This is a genomic window from Isoptericola sp. NPDC060185 (assembly GCF_042728595.1).
Lineage (GTDB): Bacteria > Actinomycetota > Actinomycetes > Actinomycetales > Cellulomonadaceae > Isoptericola.
In genome coordinates, this window is record NZ_JBHWYY010000023.1 from 14,477 (window position 1) to 30,736 (window position 16,260).

The window sequence follows — 16,260 nt, forward strand, 5'->3', positions numbered from 1 at the left end:
GCGGACGCGTTCACGGGCGCCAGGGCACCCTCCACTTCGGGAGGGATACGTCCGCGCGAAGAAGACTCGCCCCCACGCTCGTCGTCAGGTGCGGTTCGCGTCCACGACGTCGGGCGTTCGTTCGGTGCCTGCTGTGCCGTGGGCGGGGCGTGATGGGATGGCCTCGTGACTGAGATCTCCGAGCCCGAGCAGCCCGCGCTGCTCGGGCTCGACGACGTCCCGGCCCCGCGCACGACGGGCAGGGCGGGCAAGGGCGGCACGGGTGCGAAGCGCCGGAAGGCGGCACTGGGTGCCACGCCCGTGGCCGACGAGCTGCCGGTGGCCCGGGTCGTGCTCGACCTGCAGCCCGCGCACCTGGACCGGCCCTACGACTACCTCGTGCCCGCCACGATGGCCGACGACGCCCGGCCCGGCGTGCGCGTGCGTGCCCGGTTCGGGCCGCAGGAGGTGGCCGGGTACGTCGTGGAGCGTCGGGAGACGTCGGACCACGACGGGCGGCTCGTGCCCCTCAAGCGGCTGGTGTCCGCCGATCCCGTCCTGTCGGAGCCGGTGCTGCGCCTCGCGCGGGCGGTGGCCGACCGGTACGCCGGGACCCTCGCCGACGTCCTGCGCCTGGCGGTGCCGCCGCGGCACGCGCGCGTCGAGAAGGAGGTCCTCGCCTCCCTGACGCAGGGTGCCCCGCAGGACGCGTCTGAGGCCCCCCAGGACGCCGCGGAGGACGAGTCGGCGGGCCTCGTGACTCCTCGGGCGGTACGGGCCCTGACAGCGGGCTCCACGGCCGCGTGGGAGTCCTACCTGGGCGGGGAGGCGTTCTGCCGCCACCTGCTGGCCGGGCAGGCGCCGCGCGCGGTGTGGACGCCGCTGCCGGGACTCGCGCCGCCGACGGGCGACGGGCCCGCGCACGTGCCGCACTGGGCGGCCGCCGTCGCGCAGGCCGCGCGCTCGACCCTCGCGGGGGGACGGCGCGTCCTGGTCGTCGTGCCCGACGCCCGCGACGTGGAGCGGACGGTCACCGCGCTCACCGAGGCGGGCGTCGACGACGTGGTCCGCCTCCTCGCCGACGACGGTCCCGCCCCCCGCTACCGCGCCTTCCTGCGCGCCCGGCACGGCCTCGCCGACGTCGTCGTCGGCACCCGCGCCGCCATGTTCGCGCCCGTGCCCGACCTGGGGCTCGTCGTGCTGTGGGGCGACGGGGAGGACACCCTCGCCGAGCCGCACGCCCCCTACCCGCACGCCCGCGACGTGCTCGCCCTGCGCAGCGAGCTCGAGGGCGCCGCGTACCTGCTCGCGTCGCCCGGGCGCACCGTCCAGGCCCAGGCGCTCCTGGCCGCCGGGTGGGCGCGGGAGATCGCCGCACCGCGCGACGTCGTGCGCGCCCGTGCCCCGCGCGTGCGCGCCCTGACGTCCGTGGAGCTCGCGTCGGAGGGACCGGGTGCGGCCGCGCGCCTCCCCACGGCGGCGTGGCGGGCCGCGCGCGACGGACTGACCCGGGGTCCCGTCCTCGTCCAAGTGCCCCGCACCGGGTACCTGCCCGTCGTGGCCTGCGCCCGCTGCCGCACCGCCGCCCGCTGCGGCGCGTGCCACGGGCCGCTCGGCATGCCCCGCCACGGGTCGGCGCCCCAGTGCTCCTGGTGCGGGCGGCTCGCCGGCGGCTGGCGCTGCGACGAGTGCGGCGACACCCGGGTGCGCGCCGTGCGCGTCGGGTCGGACCGAACGGCCGAGGAGCTCGGCCGCGCCTTCCCGGGCACCACGGTGCGGGTGTCCGCCTCCAACGCCCCCGGGGGCGTCCTCGACCGCGTGGGCGCCCAGCCGGCCCTCGTCGTCGCGACCCCCGGGGCGGAGCCGGTCGCCGACGGCGGGTACGCCGCCGCCCTCCTGCTCGACGCCGCCGTGTCGACCGCCGGGACCGGGCTCGCGACCGCCACCGAGGCCCTGCACCGCTGGCTCGCCGCCGGAGCCCTCGTGCACCCCTCGCGCGCCGGGGGGCAGGTGCTCCTCGTGGGGGACGCCGCACCCGCCCCGACGAACGCCCTCGTGCGGTACGACCCCGGCGGCCTCGCCGACCGCGAGCTCGCCGAGCGCCGCGAGCTCGCGCTCCCGCCGTCGGTCCGCGTCGCCGCCGTCACCGGGGACCGGGGCGCCGTGGACGCCCTCGTGGGCCGGGTGGCGCTCGCGGGCCCCGAGACCGTCCTCGGGCCCGTCGAGCTGCCCGACGGCGCCGACCCGCGCCGCAGCGGCACCCTCGAGCCCCAGGTGCGCACCGTGCTGCGCGTCCCCCTCGCCCAAGGTGCCGAGCTCGCCGCCCAGCTGCGCGCCTCGCTCGCGGTGCGCTCCGCCCGGCGCGAGGGGGGCAGCGTCCGCGTGCAGATCGACCCCAAGGAGATGCTCTAGATGACGCAGGACGTCCCGACCGGCAGGCCGGGCCCGGAGACAGCGCGACCCGAGGATGGCCGCCCCGGGGTCGACGGTCCCGAGATCGACACCGTGGTGCTCGACTTCGGCAACGTCCTGGTCGGCTGGGACCCCTACGGCGCGTTCCCCGGCCGCTCCCGCGCCGAGGTGGACGCCTGGATGGCCGAGATCGACTTCCCCGCCTTCAACCTCGCCCAGGACGCCGGGCGCAGCTGGGCCGACGCCCGCGCCACCCTCGCCGACCGCCCCCACCTGCAGCCCCTGCTCGACGAGTACGTCGAGCGTTTCGCCGGCACCCTCACCGGCCCCGTCCCCGGCTCCGCCGAGCTCGTCGACGAGCTGCACGACGCTGGCCTGCGCCTCCTGGGCCTGACCAACTGGTCCGCCGAGCTGTTCCGCCACGCCGCCCCCGCCGCGCCCGCCACCACCCGCATGGAGCAGGTCGTCGTCTCCGGACGCGTGGGACTCGCCAAGCCCGACCCCGCGATCTTCCGCCACCTCGCCACCACCCACGACGTCGACCCCGCGCGGGCCGTGTTCGTCGACGACAGCCCCGCCAACGTCGCCGCCGCCCAGGGGGTCGGCTTCCACGTTGTCCGGTTCACCACCACCCCCGCCCTGCGCGCCGCGCTGCGCGACCTCGGGCTCCCCGTGCAGCCGTAGGGGACGTGGGAAGCCACCTCAGGTGGCAGAGGCCTCCGGCCCGCGCAGCCCCACGCAGTCCATCCGCCAGAACACGTCCGGGTACACCAGCGCCCCCGCCATCCACGGCTCGTGGCGCTCGCGGACCAGCACCTGGAACGCGGCGGGCGGGATGCGGTCCGACGGCGGGCGGAACCCGCGCGTCCCGCCCGGCACGAACCCGAACCGCGGGTAGAACCCCGGGTGCCCCTCCAGGAACACCAGCGGCTCCGCCCGGCCCGCCGTGCCCTCCAGCGCGTGCCGCACCAGCGCCGACCCGACGCCCGCCCCCTGCGCGGCCGGGACCACCGCCAGCGGGCTGAGCACCAGCACGTCCACCAGACGCCGAGGAGCGTCGAGCCACGCCCCCGTCAGCAGCACGTGCCCCACCACCTCGCCGTCCCGCTCCGCCACGAACGACAGGTCACGCCAGGCGTGCGACTCCCGCAGCGCCAGCACCAGGCGCGCGACCAGCGCACCCTCGTCACCGAACGCCGCCCGCACCACCGCCTCCACCGTAGTGATGTCCCCGGGACGCTCCCGCCGCAGGAGGAGACCTTCCCGGGGAGGGGGCGAGACCCCACCACCTTGCCCGCCGGAGGAACCTCGCCCGCGCCCGTCGACCGTCATGCGCCGCAGGCTAAGCGCCCCGGCGCTCGCGGACGCAGCGCAAATCCGCACGACTACGATCGGGTGGTGCGCCTGCTCTTCGCCGGAACCCCCGAACCCGCCGTCCCGTCCCTGCGTGCCCTCCTGGGGTCCCGCCACGAGGTCGTCGCCGTCCTGACCCGCGCCGACGCGCCCGCCGGCCGCGGCCGCCGCCTCGTGCCCAGCCCGGTCCGCCTGGCGGCCGAGGAGGCCGGCGTCCCCGTCCTCACCGAACGCCCCCGGGGCGAGGAGTTCCTCGCGACGCTGCGCGAGCTCGAGATCGACGCCGCCCCCGTGGTCGCCTACGGGCACCTGCTGCGCCCCGACGTGCTCGCCGTGCCCCGCCTCGGCTGGGTGAACCTGCACTTCTCCGTGCTGCCCGCCTGGCGCGGCGCGGCCCCCGTGCAGCACGCCGTGCTCGCCGGCGACGAGGTCACCGGCGCCACCACCTTCCTCCTCGACGAGGGGATGGACACCGGGCCCGTGCTCGGCACCGCGACCGAGACCATCCGCCCCCGCGACACCTCCGGCGACCTCCTCGGCCGACTCGCCGTCAGCGGCGCCGACCTCCTCGTCGCCACCCTTGACGCCCTGGAGGACGGGACCCTCGCCCCGCAGCCCCAGCCCGCCGACGGCGCCTCCCTCGCCCCCAAGGTGACGACCGACGACGCCCGCGTCCGCTGGGACGACCCCGCCCTCGCCGTCGACCGCCGCGTGCGCGCCGTCACGCCCGCCCCCGGGGCCTGGACCACCCTGCCGTCCACCCCCGGCCCGGACGCCGCCCCCGGCGCCCGCCTCGGCCTCGGCCCCGTGTCCCCGCGGCCCGAGGTCACCGACCTCGCCCCCGGCCAGGTGCGGGTGGGCAAGAAGGAGGTCCTCGTGGGCACCGCCACGCACGCCGTCGCCCTCGGGCACGTGCAGCCCGTGGGCAAGAAGCCCATGCCCGCCGCCGACTGGGCGCGCGGCGCCCGGGGGCTCTTCACCGGCGACGCCGACGTGCGCCTTGGGCAGGACGCCCGATGAGCGCCGAGCGGGGCTCCGCCGGCCGGGGCGCCAGGGGACCCGGCGGGAGCGGAGATCGCCGCGAGTCCTCCCGAGACTCCTTCCGGGACAGCAAGGGACGCCAGCGGGGCGCCGCGCGCTCCCGCGGCGAGACGCACCGCTCCGCCCAGGCCCCGGGGGAGCGCCGTCGCCGCACCGACCCCGCCCGCACCGCCGCCTACGACGTCCTGCGGCAGGTGGACGGCTCCGACGCGTACGCCAACCTCGTCCTCCCGCCCCTGCTGCGCGAGCGGCGCATCTCCGGGCGCGACGCCGCCTTCGCCACCGAGCTCGCCTACGGCACCCTGCGCCTGCGTGGACGCTACGACGCGATCCTCGCCCACTGCGTCTCGCGCCCCCTCGACCAGCTCGACCCCGAGGTGCTCGACGTCCTGCGGCTCGGAGCCCACCAGCTCCTCGGCATGCGCGTGCCCTCCCACGCCGCCGTCTCCGAGACCGTCGCCCTCACCCGCGACCGGGTGGGCGCCGGGCCCGCGCAGATGGTCAACGCCGTCCTGCGCGCCGTCGGACGCACCCCGCTCGACGACTGGCTCACCACACTGACCGACGAGGCCACCGACGTCGTCACCGGGCTCGCCACCACCGGCTCCCACCCCGTCTGGATCACGCGCGCCCTGCGGGAGGCGCTCGCGGGTCACGGGCGCAACCCGGACGAGCTCGGCGCGCTGCTCGACGCCGACAACGCCGCCCCCCGGGTCACCCTGGTCGCGCGGCCGGGGCTCACGGAGCCCGACGAGCTGCGCGCGCAGGCCGAGGACGCCGACGTGCGGCTCGAGGCGGGCCGCTGGGCGCCGACCGCCCTGGTGCTCGCGGGCGGCAGCGACCCGGCCGGGCTGGCCGCCGTCGCCGACGCCCGCGCGGGCGTGCAGGACGAGGGCTCCCAGCTCGTCACCCTCGCCCTCGCCGGCGCGCCGCTGGACGGGCCCGACGGTCGCTGGCTCGACCTCTGCGCGGGCCCGGGCGGCAAGGCCGCCCTCCTGGCCGCGCTGGCGGGGGAGCGGGGCGCCACCCTCGTGGCGAACGAGCTGCAGCCGCACCGCGCCCGGCTGGTGGAGCGCGCCCTGCGGGCGGTGCCGGGCGGCGTCGTCGAGCGCGTGCGCACGGGCGACGGCCGCGAGGTCGGGCACGAGGAGCCGAGCGCCTACGACCGCGTGCTGGTCGACGCGCCCTGCACCGGGCTCGGTGCGCTGCGGCGGCGCCCGGAGTCGCGGTGGCGGCGCACGCCCGCGGACCTGGGCACCCTGAGCGCGCTCCAGCGCGAGCTGCTCACCTCAGCCCTGGACGCGGTGCGGCCGGGCGGCGTCGTGGCGTACGTGACGTGCTCGCCGCACCTGGCGGAGACCCGCCTCGTGGTGGACGACGTGCTGCGCCGCCGCGACGACGCCGAGCGCCTCGACGCCCGGGCCGCGGTGCGCGGGGCGCTCGTGCCGGGCGCCGACATCGACCTCGGCGCGCAGGATGGCGGCGCAGGCGGGCTGGACGTGCAGCTGTGGCCGCACGTGCACGGCACGGACGCGATGCACCTCACGCTGCTGCGCCGCCGCGGGTAGCGACGTCGCCGGGCGGCGAGGCCGTCAGCCCAGCGACCGCTGCAGCAACATCGTGCTGACGCTGCGCCCGTGCTTGACGCCGACGTCACGCAGCACGCCCGCGACCTCGAACCCCAGCCGGCGGTGCAGGGGCAGCGAGCCTGCCGCGGCGGGGTCGTCGGCCACGACGGCGACGACCTGCCGCACCCCGGCGAGCGAGCAGGCGTCGAGCAGCGCCGAGAGGAGCCGGGTGCCGACGCCGCGGCCCTGGGCCGCGGGGGCCAGGTAGATCGTGTCCTCCACGGTGTACCGGTACGCGGCCTTGGGGCGCCAGGGGGAGACGTACGCGTACCCCACGACCTCGCCGTCGAGCTCGGCGACGAGGAAGGGCAGCCCGCGGGCGGCGAGGTCGGCGAGCCGCTGCCGCCAGACGGCGAGGTCCGGGGGCTGCTCGTCGAACGTGACGGCCGTGCCGCTCACGTACGGCTCGAGGATCGCCGCGACGGCCTGGAGGTCGTCGGTCTCGGCGGCGCGGACGACCGGCGGGGCGGACGGGGAGACGTCCGGGGAGGGCGGCCCTGCGGGGGAGGGGAGCGGTGGCACGGAGCGAGCGTAGTGGGTGCCGCGCCTAGGCTGGGCGCATGCCTGCGCTGATCAACCCGAGCATCCTGTCGGCCGACTTCGCGAACCTCGAGCGCGACCTGGGGGCCATCGCCACCGCCGACTACGCCCACGTGGACGTCATGGACAACCACTTCGTGCCGAACCTCACGCTGGGCCTGCCGATCTTCGAGCGGCTCGCGCAGGTCTCCCCGGTGCCGCTCGACGCGCACCTGATGATCGCGGACCCGGACCGGTGGGCGCCGGCGTACGCGGAGGCGGGGGCGGCGTCGGTGACCTTCCACGCGGAGGCCGCCACGGCCCCCGTGCGCCTCGCGCGCGAGCTGCGGCGCCTCGGGGCGCGGGCCGGAGTCGCGCTGCGCCCCGCGACGCCCGTGGAGCCCTTCCTGGACCTGCTCGGCGAGGTCGACATGATCCTCGTGATGACCGTGGAGCCCGGCTTCGGCGGCCAGTCGTTCATCGACGGCACGCTCCCCAAGATCCGCCGGGCGCGCCAGGCGGTGGGGGAGTCGGGGCTGGACGTCTGGATCCAGGTGGACGGGGGAGTGTCTCGCGACACGATCGAGCGAGCCGCCGACGCGGGGGCCAACGTCTTCGTCGCGGGGTCGGCGGTCTACGGCGCCGAGGACGTGCCCGGCGAGATCGCGGCCCTGCGGGAGCTGGCCTCCCGGCACTCCCACTGAGCAGCACGACGCATGGTCGGACAGCCCCGACCCCGTCGCCTCCAGGTAAAAATAGTGTGCCAAGCGCCCTGAACAACAAGGACGGACCGTCCCGAGGGACGAAACCCCGCCGGGAGGGCCGGGTCCCGGCGTCTAGGCTGGGCGGGTGAAGACGTTCGACTCCCTGTTCGCCGAGCTGACCGAGAAGGCCACCACCCGCCCCGCCGGGTCGGGGACCGTGGCCGAGCTGGACGCCGGCGTGCATGCGATCGGGAAGAAGATCGTGGAGGAGGCCGCCGAGGTCTGGATGGCCGCCGAGCACGAGACCGACGAGGCCGCTGCCGAGGAGATCTCCCAGCTGCTCTACCACCTGCAGGTGCTGATGCTGGCCAAGGGGCTGACGCTCGAGGACGTGTACACGCATCTGTGAGCGCCCGGACCGGGGCCGCACCGTCACGGTGCGGCCCCGTCGTCCGTCGCGCGCGCCCAGACGCCCGACACTCCACGACCCGATCAGAACGAGGTATCCGCTGTGCTCCGTATCGCCGTCCCCAACAAGGGGTCCCTGTCCGTCCCGGCCTCCGACATGCTGCGCGAGGCGGGCTACCGCCAGCGTCGCGACACCCGTGAGCTCGTCCTCGCCGACCCCGACAACGGGGCGGAGTTCTTCTTCCTGCGCCCGCGCGACGTCGCGGTGTACGTGGGCTCCGGCACCGTCGACGTCGGCATCACCGGGCGCGACCTGCTGCTGGACTCGGGTGCCGACGCCGTCGAGCACCTGCCGCTCGGCTTCGCGGCGTCGACGTTCCGGTTCGCCGCTCCCGCCGGCACCGTGACCGACGTCGCGCAGGTGGCCGGGCGCCGGGTCGCGTCGTCGTACGACACGCTGGTCCGCGCGTACCTGCAGGAGCGGGGGATCGAGCCCGCGGCGGTCGTGCACCTCGACGGCGCGGTGGAGAGCTCCGTGCGCCTGGGCGTGGCGGACGTCATCGCCGACGTCGTGGAGACGGGCACGACGCTGCGCGCCGCCGGCCTGGAGGTCTTCGGCGAGCCGATCCTGCGCTCCGAGGCGCTGCTGATCCGCCGCTCCGGCGCGGAGGAGCCGGCCGGGCTGGACGTCCTCACGCGCCGCCTGCAGGGCGTGATCACGGCGCACGAGTACGTGCTCATGGACTACGACGTGCCGATCGAGCTCGTCGACGCCGCCGTCGCGGTGACGCCCGGCTTCGAGTCGCCCACGGTGTCGCCGCTGCACAACGGCGAGTCGGCCGCGGTCCGGTCGATGGTGAAGCGCGCCGAGACGAACCGCGTGATGGACGCGCTCTACGAGGTGGGGGCCCGCGGCATCATCGTGACCTCCATCCACGCCAGCCGGCTCTGAGCCGGTGCCGTCCGCCGGCAGGAGCGGCGGCCGACCTGTCGAGCTCGGCACGACGGTGGCAGCGTGGTGGGCATGACGGACCCCAGGCAGCCCCGCGACACCGCCCGAGGCCGGTCGGCGCCAGACAGGTTCCGCACCTTCCGGCCCCTCTGGGGGCAGGTCGCCGCGTGGTTCGTCTGGGTCGTCGCCGGGGTGGGCAGCGTGGTGGTGGGTCTTTCCGCGAAGGGGCCGCTCGGCGCCGCGGCCGTGAACAAGGCGTCGTTCGTCGCGTTCGCCCTCGCCGTCACGTGGCTCCTGTGGCGGCTCGGCGGAGTGCACGCCGTGCCCACGCCCGAGGGTCTGCGCGTCCGTAACCTGCTGCGTTCGAGGACCCTGGTGTGGCCGGAGATCGTCGAGGTGCGGATGGGGCCGAACGACCCCTGGGTGCGGCTGGACCTGGCCGACGGCGGCACGCTAGCCGTGATGGGCATCCAGCGCGCGGACGGGGAGCGCGGGATGGCAGAGGCGCGCCGCCTGCGCGGCCTCGTCGTCAGCCTGGGCGAGGCCCCGGACCGGACCTGAGCACGGCGAGGACGCCGCGACGACGAACGCCCCCGAGCCAGCAGGCTCGGGGGCGTTCGTGCGCGGTTCCGGTGTCGTCAGGCGGTGCGGGCCGGACGGCGGTCGGTGCGCGGGCGCTCCGTGCGGGGTGCGCGACGCTCCGGCGCACCCTTGTCGAGGGAGATGCGCAGCGCCTTGCCGGCGACGTGCGCGCGGCCGATCCGGGTCATGGTCGCGTCGTCGAGCGGCCGGGTGATGTCCACCAGCGAGAAGTTCCCGAAGATGTCGATCTTGCCGATGTCGCTGCCGGACAGCCCGCCCTCGTTCGTGAGCGCCCCGACGATGCCGCGCGGCTGCGCGCCGTGGGAGTGCCCGACGGAGATCCGGTAGCGGGTCCCGTCGGCCGGGCGGCGGATGCCGCGACCCCGGTCGTCCCGGTCGGAGCGCGGGTGGCGGCCGGTCCGGTCGCCGTCCCGCTCGGTGCGCTCGGCACGGTGGGTCTCACGGGTGCGACCGCCCTTCGCCTCGGCGCGCTCCCGCTCGTGCTCCTCCTGCGCGGCACGCTGCTGGGGGCCGTCGTCGCCGACCGCGAGCGCCAGGAGGGCGGCCGCGACCTGGGTGACGTCGACGCGGGCCTCGGTACCTGCCTCGGTACCACCCTCGGCCTCGCTGTCGTCCTGCTGGGCGGCGGCCCGCTCCTGGAGCATGCGCGTGTACATCTCGAGGCGGCCGGACTCGATGCGGGTGCCGACGGCGTCGAGCAGACGGCGTGCGCGGTGCTCGGAGACGTCCCGCGGGGACGGGATCTCGACCTCGACGAGCTGGGCGCGGATGGTGCGCTCGATGTGCTTGAGCTTGCCGCGCTCGTGCGGGGTGACGAACGAGAGGGCGCGGCCGGTGCGGCCGGCGCGGCCGGTGCGGCCGATGCGGTGCACGTAGGCCTCGGCCTCGCGGGGGATGTCGAAGTTGACGACGAGCCCGATGCGGTCGACGTCGAGGCCGCGGGCGGCGACGTCGGTGGCGACGAGGACGTCGAGGGCGCCGGACTTGAGGCGCTCGACGATCTTCTCGCGTTCCTTCTGGGCGACGTCGCCGGAGATGGTGGCGGCGGAGGTGCCGCGCTCCACGAGGGCGGCGCCGACCTCCTCGGCGTCCTTGCGGGTGCGGGTGAAGACGATGGCGGCGTCGGCGTCGGAGGTGGCGAGGACGCGCACGAGGGAGCCGATCTTGTGCCGGAAGGGCACGACGGCGTAGGTCTGCTCGACGGTCGACACGGTGGACGACTGGCGGGAGACGGCGATCGCGACGGGGTCGTTGAGGTGCTGGGCGGCGACGGAGCGGATCGCGGGCGGCATGGTCGCGGAGAAGAGTGCGACCTGTCGCTTCGTGGGGGCCTGGCCGAAGATCGTCTCGACGTCCTCGGCGAAGCCCATGCGGAGCATCTCGTCGGCCTCGTCGAGGACGAGGAACTTCACGCCGTCGAGGGAGAGGGTGCCGCGCTCGAGGTGGTCCATGACGCGCCCGGGGGTGCCGACGACGACGTGGACGCCGTCGCGCAGCGCGCGCTGCTGGGGCTGGTACGGGGAGCCGCCGTACACGGAGGTGACGCGCACGCCGGGCAGGTGGGTGGCGAACGACTCGACGGCCTCGGCGACCTGGAGCGCGAGCTCACGGGTGGGGGCGAGGACGAGGGCCTGCACGTGCCCGCCGGAGACGTCGGCGGCGGGGTCGAGCGCGGCGAGCAGCGGGATGCCGAAGGCGGCGGTCTTGCCGGTACCGGTCTGGGCGACGCCGGTGATGTCGCGCCCGGCGAGGAGCTCGGGGATGGCGCGGGCCTGGATGGGCGACGGCGTGACGAAGCCGAGGTCGTCGACGGCGGCCTGCAGCGGGGCGGGGAGGCCGAGGTCGGAGAAGGTGGGCCCGGTGGGGGTCGTCTCCTCGACGGCGGGCGTCTGCTCGGGGTTCTGCTCGGGGTTCTGCTCGGTGGGCAGCGTGGAGTCAGGGGTGCTCAAGGCGGGGTCACCGTTCTGTGGGTGGTGGGGGAGGAGTCCTGCGTCGCCGAGCTGGCGACGCGGTCGCTCTGTCCCGGACACACACCAGCCCCGCTCTTGGACGGGGCGCAACGAACACGCGGGAGGCACGACGAACTCCGAAGGTGTCACCAGTCTACGGGGTGGGGGCGAGCCCCGGTTCGTGGGGGCCGGTGAGTTCGGCCACTGCGGGTGGTGCCGTGCGTAGGATGTGCGGGTGCACGAGGGCCGGGAGATCAGCAGCCGGGTCTTCACGATCCCGAATCTGGTGAGCTTGCTGCGGTTGGCACTGGTGCCCGTCTTCGCGGTGCTCATCGTGGTGGGCGAGGACGTGTGGGCCCTGGCGGTGCTGGCGTTCTCGGGGTTCACGGACTGGCTCGACGGCGTGCTGGCACGCCGCCTCGACCAGGTCACCCGGCTGGGGCAGATGCTGGACCCGGCGGCGGACCGGCTGTTCATCTTCGTCACCCTGGCCGGCCTTGCCTGGCGGGACGTGGTGCCGCTGTGGCTGCTGGTGGTCATCCTGGCGCGCGACCTGATGCTGGCGTGCCTGCTGCCGGTGCTCGCGCGGCACGGGTACGGGCCGCTGCCGGTGAGCTTCGTGGGCAAGGCGGGGACGTTCGCCCTGCTGTACGCGTTCCCGCTGCTGCTGCTCGCGACGGTGCCCGGCGCGCTCGGCTCGGCCGCCCATGTGGTGGGGTGGGCCTTCACGTGGTGGGGCGTGGGCCTGTACTGGGTGGCCGGCGCGCAGTACCTGCGCCAGGCGCGTGAGCTGGTCGGGGCCGCGAGCGCCGGTTCGGCCGCGGGCGGTGCCGAGGAGGAGCGCGCGTGACGGCGCCGGTGCGCCCGTCGGGGCGGCGTCGCCCGGACGAGTCGATGACGCTGCTGGTCGAGGTGATGGAGAAGCCTCTGGACCCGGGGTACGCGGAGGCGGCGCAGCGGCGTGCCGAGGCCGAGCGGGCGGGCCAGCCGCCGAGGCGGCGCGGGACGGGTGTGGCCCTGCTCGTGGTGCTCGCGATCGCCCTGGGGCTGCTGACGGTGTCGGCGGCGCGGCAGCTGCGAGCGCCGCAGGCGGACGTGGCCGCGGCGCGCGAGGTGCTGGAGACGCAGATCGTGGACCGGCGCGCGGAGGTGGATGCGCTGCAGCGCCGCTCGGTGGCGGCGAGCGACGAGATCGAGGCGTTGCAGCACTCCGCGCTGGCGAGCGAGGACCCCGCGCTGTTGCAGACCCTGCGGCTGGACGCGGTGGTGAGCGGTTCTGCGGCGGTCGCGGGTGAGGGCCTGGTGGTGAGCCTGTCGGACGGCGACGCAGCCCAGTCCGAGCAGGATCCCGATCCGAGTGCGCGGGTGCGGGACGCGGACGTGCAGACGGTGGTGAACGCGCTGTGGGCGGCGGGGGCCGAGGCGATCTCGGTGGACGACCAGCGCCTGACGTCCCTGTCGGCCATCCGCAACGCGGGGGACGCCATCCTGGTGGACCTGGTGCCCCTGCCCGGGCCGACCTACGTCATCCGCGCGATCGGCGACCCTGATGCGATGCAGACCGCGTACGCTCGGTCCGGCGCGCCCGCGTACCTGCAGCTCTTGGGGTCGCGCTACGGGATCGGTTCGTCCGTCACACCGCAGGGCGACCTGTCGCTCCCGGGGGTGGGCAGCCAGACCCTGAGGTATGCCGAGCCGTCGGCTGCGGGGGACTCCTCGCGGCCGGGCGCCGGGTCCAGCTCTCCGTCGTCCAGCACGCCGTCGTCCGACACCGAGGAGGAACGTCCATGATCGCCGCGATCGGGCTCGTGATCGGCGTGATCGCCGGTCTGGTGCTGCAGCCGACCGTGCCGGTGGCGCTGCAGCCTTACCTGCCGATCGCCGTCGTCGCCGCGCTGGACGCCCTGTTCGGGGGCCTGCGTGCCAAGCTCGACGGCCTGTTCGACGACAAGGTCTTCCTGGTGTCGTTCCTGTCGAACGTCCTGGTGGCGGCGTTCATCGTCTTCCTGGGCGACCAGCTCGGCGTGGGGGCGCAGCTGTCCACCGCGGTCGTGGTGGTGCTCGGCATCCGCATCTTCTCGAACGCCGCGGCGATCCGCCGCCATCTGTTCAAGGCGTGACGGGCCCGATGAGCGACCGCACGGGCGACCGCCCCGACGCCCCGGGGGACGAGGACCGCGAGGCTGCCGAGAGTGTCGAAGCCGCCGAGGCCGCGAGCGCCGGGGACACCGCGCCCGACGACGCGCCGCCCACGGGCGACGTCTCCGGTGATGCCCCGGGGCCCGAGCCTGCCGAGGCCGCCCCGACGGAGGCCGTGCCGCCCGTCGCATCGACGGACGGCCCTGCCCAGGACCCGGAGCCCCTCGTGTCGCCGGCCGAGGAGGACGACACCGACGACGCCGACGACACCGGCGACACCGGCGACACCGGCGACACCGGCGACACCGGCGACACCGGCGACACGGAGCGCGCTGACGCCGCTGACCCCGCTGACCCCGCTGACGACGCGCCACGGACGGCGGGCGCGGCGGGCGGCACCCCGAGCGGATGGCGACGGCTCGGCTCGGCCCTGCACCCGCGCGCCACCCGCTCCCAGGTGCTGGCGGGCGTGCTGTGCGCCGCCCTGGGGTTCGCGCTGGTCGTCCAGGTGCAGCAGTCCGCGTCCGACCAGCTCTCCTCGGCTCGCCAGGAGGACCTGGTACGCCTGCTGGACGAGGTGACGGACCGGGCGCAGCAGCTCGGCGACGAGGTGTCGGGGCTGGAGGCCACGCGCGACGAGCTGCGCTCCGGTACCGGCAAGGCGCAGTCCGCCCTCGAGCTCGCGCAGCAGCGGGCGGAGTCGGAGGGCATCCTCTCCGGCAGGCTGCCCGCGCAGGGCCCGGGCGTCGAGGTGACCATCCAGGACCCGGGCGGCCAGCTGCGCGCCTCGCAGATGTTCAACGTGCTCGAGGAGCTGCGCAACGCGGGGGCGGAGGTCGTCGAGCTCAACGATGTGCGCCTCGTCACGTCCACCTGGTTCGAGGACAAGGGCGACGCGATCGTCGTCGACGGCACCCGGCTCACGTCGCCGTACGAGTGGACCGTCATCGGCGACCCCGAGACGCTGGACCGCGCCCTGGAGATTCCCGGCGGCGCGCTGGCGACGGTGCGCACGGCGGGGGCGGAGGCGTCCACCACCCGGCAGGACAAGGTCACGATCACGGCCGTGACCCCGCCGCAGGAGCCGGAGTACGCGCAACCGGAGCGGGAGCAGGGCTGACGTGCGCCGACGGGCCGCCGGCACAGGGAGCGGGGTTCCCGGTCACGGCCCCGTCGGGGTAGGTTTGTCGGACGACGGCGCACGTCGGACGCACAGCCAGCCATCGACGGACACCGGTCCGGGGTCCACGACGGCGGCAGCGTCGCCCGACCCACCCGGCCCGACCTCACAGGAGGACTGATGACGGACCCCCGCGCTCTTCCGCCGCACCAGGCGGCCGCGGACACCACCGCGCACCTGGGGCGCGTGGGCGCGCCCGCGGAGGAGCAGTCGTTCCGGATCCCGCTGACCGCGGAGGAGGCGGCCGCCGTGGCGGCCCTGCCGCGGCACTCCGCGCTCCTCGTGGTGCAGTACGGGTCCGGCGCGGTCGGGGAGCGTTTCCTGCTCGACTCGGACCGCGCCGTCGCCGGCCGCAGCGAGCAGGCCGACATCTTCCTCGACGACGTGACCGTCTCCCGCAAGCATGCGGAGTTCGCTCGCGAGGGCGACCGGTTCGTCGTCCGGGACATCGGCTCCCTGAACGGCACGTACGTCAACCGCGAGCGGATCGACGCGGCCACGCTCACCACCGGTGACGAGGTGCAGATCGGCAAGTTCCGCATGTCGTTCCACGCCAGCCCGCAGGCGCCGCGGGATCCGCAGGCGCCCGCGTCGTGACGGCGGCGCAGGCCGCGCACGGCGAGGAGCCGGCCGGCCCCCAGGCGCCTGAACCGTGGCCGCGGGGCATCTCCCGCCAGGCGACGATGCGGATCTCCGACGTGCTGGGCCAGCTCGGCCCGGAGTTCCCGTCGGTGTCGCACTCCAAGCTCCGGTTCCTCGAGGACCAGGGGCTCATCGACCCCGTCCGCACGTCGTCGGGCTACCGGCAGTACAGTCCGGCGGACGTCGAGCGGCTGCGGTTCGTCCTCACCGAGCAGCGCGACTCCTACCTACCGCTGAAGGTCATCAAGGAGCGGTTGGCGGAGATGGACGCGGGGGAGCCCGCCCCCGGGCCGGCCCCGCGCCTCGCCGAGGCCGCCGGCGCGACGGAGGTGACCCGCCGCCGCTGGACCGCCGAGAGCGTGGCGGAGGCCACGGGCACCACCCCCGCGTTCGTCCAGGAGCTCGTGTCGTCGGGCGTGCTGCACTCCCGCTCCGGGAGCAGGCTCGACGCCGGGGCACCGGACGTCGTGCGCATCGCGGCACGGCTCGCGGAGCACGGCATCGAGCCGCGGCACCTGCGGTCGCTGCGCGCGTCCGCGGACCGGCACGTGGGTCTCGTGGACCAGCTCGTCGCCCCCTACCGCAGCCAGCAGACCCCGTCGGCGCGCGCCCAGGGCGCGGAGCTCGCGGCCGAGGTGGGCGAGCTCCTCGCCCGCCTGCACTCCACCTGGGTGCGGCAGGGCACCGGCGACCTCGTCTGACCTGGCGTTCCCCGCCACCGGCGGCCGCCCGCCGACGGCCACGTCCTCCC

General features: G+C 75.9%; 17 protein-coding genes. 14 read left to right on the forward strand and 3 right to left on the reverse strand.

What is annotated here, in order from left to right; translation table 11 throughout:
• Positions 1–165: 165 nt before the first annotated feature.
• Together ACFWDO_RS10135 and ACFWDO_RS10140 are read left to right on the forward strand one after the other, a co-directional pair.
• Positions 166–2,391 carry a primosomal protein N' gene (locus ACFWDO_RS10135; RefSeq protein ID WP_380325144.1) on the forward strand — a complete coding sequence of 742 codons (2,226 nt, stop codon included), beginning with the start codon at positions 166–168 and terminating at the stop codon, positions 2,389–2,391.
• Entirely contained in the window at positions 2,392–3,075 is a 684-nt protein-coding gene (locus ACFWDO_RS10140; protein WP_380325141.1) for an HAD family hydrolase, read from the forward strand.
• An 18-nt stretch (positions 3,076–3,093) separates the two neighbouring features.
• Here the strand turns inward: ACFWDO_RS10140 and ACFWDO_RS10145 are convergent, their stop codons facing one another.
• Complete coding sequence (locus ACFWDO_RS10145) at positions 3,094–3,642, reverse strand: GNAT family N-acetyltransferase (RefSeq protein ID WP_380325147.1); 549 nt, start codon at positions 3,640–3,642, stop codon at positions 3,094–3,096.
• A 147-nt stretch (positions 3,643–3,789) separates the two neighbouring features.
• Between ACFWDO_RS10145 and fmt the strand changes: the two genes are divergently transcribed.
• A complete protein-coding gene (fmt, locus tag ACFWDO_RS10150) occupies positions 3,790–4,764 on the forward strand; it encodes a methionyl-tRNA formyltransferase (protein WP_380325138.1) in 975 nt (324 codons plus the stop codon).
• The gene (locus ACFWDO_RS10155; RefSeq protein ID WP_380325135.1) at positions 4,761–6,353 is read left to right on the forward strand and encodes an RsmB/NOP family class I SAM-dependent RNA methyltransferase; all 1,593 of its coding nucleotides are present in this window, start codon (positions 4,761–4,763) and stop codon (positions 6,351–6,353) included. Before fmt ends, ACFWDO_RS10155 begins: the two co-directional genes overlap by 4 nt.
• Before the next feature lie 24 nt (positions 6,354–6,377).
• On the opposite strand, the gene ACFWDO_RS10160 is transcribed toward ACFWDO_RS10155, so the two are convergent.
• Positions 6,378–6,935, reverse strand: a complete 558-nt coding sequence (locus tag ACFWDO_RS10160) for a GNAT family N-acetyltransferase (protein WP_380325132.1) — start codon at positions 6,933–6,935, stop codon at positions 6,378–6,380.
• Positions 6,936–6,973: 38 nt separating this feature from the next.
• Between ACFWDO_RS10160 and rpe the strand changes: the two genes are divergently transcribed.
• The 4 genes from rpe (at position 6,974) to ACFWDO_RS10180 (ending at position 9,557) form a co-directional block, all read left to right on the forward strand.
• A complete protein-coding gene (rpe, locus tag ACFWDO_RS10165; protein ID WP_380325129.1) occupies positions 6,974–7,636 on the forward strand; it encodes a ribulose-phosphate 3-epimerase in 663 nt (220 codons plus the stop codon).
• 145 nt (positions 7,637–7,781) lie between these two features.
• Positions 7,782–8,045, forward strand: coding sequence for a phosphoribosyl-ATP diphosphatase (locus ACFWDO_RS10170; protein WP_380325126.1), 264 nt, complete (start codon positions 7,782–7,784; stop codon positions 8,043–8,045).
• Between the two features lie 102 nt (positions 8,046–8,147).
• Positions 8,148–8,996 (forward strand): ATP phosphoribosyltransferase, encoded by an 849-nt coding sequence (hisG, locus tag ACFWDO_RS10175; RefSeq protein WP_380325123.1) that lies wholly within the window; start codon positions 8,148–8,150, stop codon positions 8,994–8,996.
• Between the two features lie 72 nt (positions 8,997–9,068).
• Positions 9,069–9,557 carry a PH domain-containing protein gene (locus tag ACFWDO_RS10180; protein WP_380325120.1) on the forward strand — a complete coding sequence of 163 codons (489 nt, stop codon included), beginning with the start codon at positions 9,069–9,071 and terminating at the stop codon, positions 9,555–9,557.
• A 77-nt stretch (positions 9,558–9,634) separates the two neighbouring features.
• On the opposite strand, the gene ACFWDO_RS10185 is transcribed toward ACFWDO_RS10180, so the two are convergent.
• Positions 9,635–11,548: a DEAD/DEAH box helicase gene (locus ACFWDO_RS10185; RefSeq protein WP_380325670.1), complete on the reverse strand. Its 1,914-nt coding sequence runs from the start codon at positions 11,546–11,548 to the stop codon at positions 9,635–9,637.
• 235 nt (positions 11,549–11,783) lie between these two features.
• On the opposite strand from ACFWDO_RS10185, the gene ACFWDO_RS10190 reads away from it, so the two are divergent.
• The 6 genes from ACFWDO_RS10190 (at position 11,784) to ACFWDO_RS10215 (ending at position 16,210) form a co-directional block, all read left to right on the forward strand.
• Positions 11,784–12,398, forward strand: a complete 615-nt coding sequence (locus ACFWDO_RS10190; RefSeq protein WP_380325667.1) for a CDP-alcohol phosphatidyltransferase family protein — start codon at positions 11,784–11,786, stop codon at positions 12,396–12,398.
• Complete coding sequence (locus ACFWDO_RS10195) at positions 12,395–13,339, forward strand: DUF881 domain-containing protein (protein ID WP_380325664.1); 945 nt, start codon at positions 12,395–12,397, stop codon at positions 13,337–13,339. Before ACFWDO_RS10190 ends, ACFWDO_RS10195 begins: the two co-directional genes overlap by 4 nt.
• Positions 13,336–13,668: a small basic family protein gene (locus ACFWDO_RS10200; protein ID WP_380325661.1), complete on the forward strand. Its 333-nt coding sequence runs from the start codon at positions 13,336–13,338 to the stop codon at positions 13,666–13,668. The genes ACFWDO_RS10195 and ACFWDO_RS10200 overlap by 4 nt, the downstream gene beginning before the upstream one ends.
• An 8-nt stretch (positions 13,669–13,676) precedes the next feature.
• Positions 13,677–14,807, forward strand: coding sequence for a DUF881 domain-containing protein (locus tag ACFWDO_RS10205; RefSeq protein WP_380325658.1), 1,131 nt, complete (start codon positions 13,677–13,679; stop codon positions 14,805–14,807).
• A 180-nt stretch (positions 14,808–14,987) separates the two neighbouring features.
• Positions 14,988–15,464 carry an FHA domain-containing protein gene (locus ACFWDO_RS10210; protein ID WP_380243804.1) on the forward strand — a complete coding sequence of 159 codons (477 nt, stop codon included), beginning with the start codon at positions 14,988–14,990 and terminating at the stop codon, positions 15,462–15,464.
• On the forward strand, positions 15,461–16,210 hold the full coding sequence (locus ACFWDO_RS10215; protein WP_380325655.1) for a MerR family transcriptional regulator: 750 nt from the start codon (positions 15,461–15,463) through the stop codon (positions 16,208–16,210). The genes ACFWDO_RS10210 and ACFWDO_RS10215 overlap by 4 nt, the downstream gene beginning before the upstream one ends.
• Positions 16,211–16,260: the final 50 nt, after the last annotated feature.